We start from the raw sequence: 775 nt of genomic DNA, 5'->3' as shown, positions 1-775 counted from the left end.
GGGCAGGACGGCAGCCGCACCGGGGGGCGGGCCGGCGAAGGTGTCCGCGTGGGCGTAGACCACGATGTTGTTGAGGTAGTGCTTGGTCTTGTGGTCGAAGGCGCCGCCGCAGGTGATCAGCCGCAGCTCCGGGCGGGTCACCGGCCCGTAGACCCGTTGGCTCGGGAACGCCGCCTTGGACACGTCCTCGGTCCGGTCGACGATGAACGCCTGGGCGGCTCCGGTCCGCCCGGCGACCTCGACCCGGTCGCCGGGGACGAGCTGGGGCAGGCGGTAGAAGACCGCCGGCCCCGTGGTGGAGTCGTAGTGGCCGACGAGGACCGACGGGCCGACGCCGCCCGGTGCGGGGCCGCGGTCGAACCAGCCCACGTCGCCCCAGGCCTTCGGCACCGCGATCGAGCCGTCCGGGGCCAGGCCGAGGTGGGTGATCGGCGCGTCGACCCCAATCCGCCGGATGCGCAGCCGGACGGGATCGTTGATGACCACCACCGGCTGCTCGACCAGCGTGAGCGGCAGACCGGTCGTGGGACCCGCAGGGGCCGGTGGTGGCGGCGGGATGTCGGGCAGCTCGGCCACCGCCTCCGTCCCGGAACCGCCGCGGACGGCGTCGAGTGCCGGTTCCGCGAGGCGGAATCCGCTGCCGACGATGAGCACCAGGCCCACGAGGAGCAGCCCGCGCCACAGCAGGACAGGCCGCGCCGCGGCGGCGGCGGGCACCAGGCCGATGGCGGGCTTCCGGTGGCTGCCGTTGGTCTCGCGTTCCACAGTCCTTCCC

General features: G+C 74.5%; 1 protein-coding gene. It reads right to left on the bottom strand.

Annotation, left to right across the window (positions count from 1 at the left end):
* Nucleotides 1-765 (bottom strand): class F sortase (locus NBZ85_RS31530; RefSeq protein ID WP_261563472.1); only part of this gene is annotated, 765 nt, incomplete at its 3' end.
* Between the last annotated feature and the right edge of the window lie 10 nt (nucleotides 766-775).

The organism is Frankia tisae (assembly GCF_025403405.1).
Lineage (GTDB): Bacteria > Actinomycetota > Actinomycetes > Frankiales > Frankiaceae > Frankia > Frankia tisai.
This window is presented reverse-complemented; position numbering and strand designations above follow the sequence as displayed.